Raw genomic sequence first — 1,679 nt, 5'->3', positions numbered from 1 at the left:
TTCTTGGGTAAGCTGTTTGTATTTCATTGTGCTCCTCTAACTTTGGTCGGTGAGAGAAAGCTCAATAGTACAGCAGCTTGCCCTCTAACCAACTCGTCAAGAGTTGCACTTACAAATTGAATTCACGCTATGTTCTAGTTTATATTTTGTATGTTAAATATTCTTGGGGTGAATAAAATTTGAGTTATGGTGCCTAAGCGCTCCGGAGCACTATGTCAGTAGCGTTTGCGAATGGGGCGACAATTTCAAGCGTTGATAGACAATTAAAGCGGCCATTTATAATGCGAAGAAGCATGAAGATCGTTACTTGGGAACTAACTCCTTTTGACTATTCATTGCCGCGAAACAATGTCAGTGGAATCACGGGCTATTATCATGGATGCAAGGCGCGGAGGTGTACTGGAGGAGCGTTTCTGTGACCTTTATGGAACAGGGGGCCGTAGTAATGTCTTCTCCGCTGATGACGCATCAGGTGCACCTCCCGGCCATCAAGAAAGCTATTGTGTGGGAGCGTCCTCTTAGAGTTCAGGGGAAAGATCGACCCCTGACACTGCTGAATGGTACGTCCCGTTACTTGGCGCGTTTCAAGGGCCCATTATCTTACCTGGCTTTCTAAGTTATTTTCCGTAGCGGAAGTAACATTCAAACAAATGCGTGAAAGCAATGAGCTGATATGCATTGTATGGCGAGTTGTATCGCATTGATAAATATAGGAAATAAATATTTCAACTGAGGCTGAGCTTTCAAAATGAGCGAATATGATTTCCTCCGATGGCGCAGCTGCCGTATGGTTGGTAAGGTTAGAAATATACCGAGCAGTGTATGAGACCTGATGCAAGCCTGATTGATGCGATAGCAGTTACCGAGCCAAGGAAGGCATCGCTGTACTTCGACATCAAGAGAAACACCCTGGACGACGGGCCGGGCATTCGCAGTGTGGTGTTCTTCAAGGGCTGCCCGCTGTCTTGTACCTGGTGCCAGAATCCGGAAAGCATCAACACCGGTTACGAACTCTCCTATGATGCAGAGAAGTGCATCAGCTGTCACGACTGTGCTGACGCCTGCCCCGAGCAGGCGATCGACCTGAGTTCGCCCGACAAGATCATCCGCGACAAATGCACCCAGTGCTTCAAGTGCGTTGATGTCTGCCCGTCAGGTGCACTGGAGCGCTGTGGCAATGACATCGACATGGATCAGCTGGTGGAGAAGGTGCTTGAGGACGAGGCCTTCTTCGAGGCCTCCGGCGGCGGTGTCACTGTCTCCGGCGGCGAGGCACTGATGCAGATGGATTCGGTCGGCGAACTGTTTTCGCGGCTGAAGCAGCGGAATGTCCACACGCTGATCCAGACAGCGGGCCTATTCAATTACAAGGTATTTGAAAATCTGGTATTGCCCTACACCGACACCATCTACTTTGATCTCAAGTTGATGGACAGCGATGCGCACAAGCAGTACTGCGGCGTTCCCAACCATTCTATTCATGAGAACTTCAGGAAGGTCCAGGCCCTGGCACGGGATTCGGTGATCGAGGTTCTGCCGCGGGTCCCGTTGGTGCCCTTTATCACCGACACAGATGAAAACCTCAGTGCCATTGCTGACTTTATGCTCGAGAACGGCGTAAAGAACATGCAGATCTTGCCGTACAACCCGATTTGGCTCGACAAGCTGCCACGCTTCGG

Annotated in this window: 1 protein-coding gene; it reads left to right on the top strand. The window is 50.0% G+C overall.

All coding sequences use genetic code 11. The features are described from left to right. Nucleotides 1-822: 822 nt before the first annotated feature. Nucleotides 823-1,679: glycyl-radical enzyme activating protein (locus DDZ17_RS22175; RefSeq protein WP_157976802.1), on the top strand; the 857-nt coding region annotated here is incomplete at its 3' end.

It is taken from the genome of Parahaliea mediterranea, from assembly GCF_003402235.1.
Lineage (GTDB): Bacteria > Pseudomonadota > Gammaproteobacteria > Pseudomonadales > Halieaceae > Parahaliea > Parahaliea mediterranea.
The sequence above is the reverse complement of the archived record's forward strand: the minus strand, read 5'-3'. Positions and strand labels throughout refer to the sequence as shown.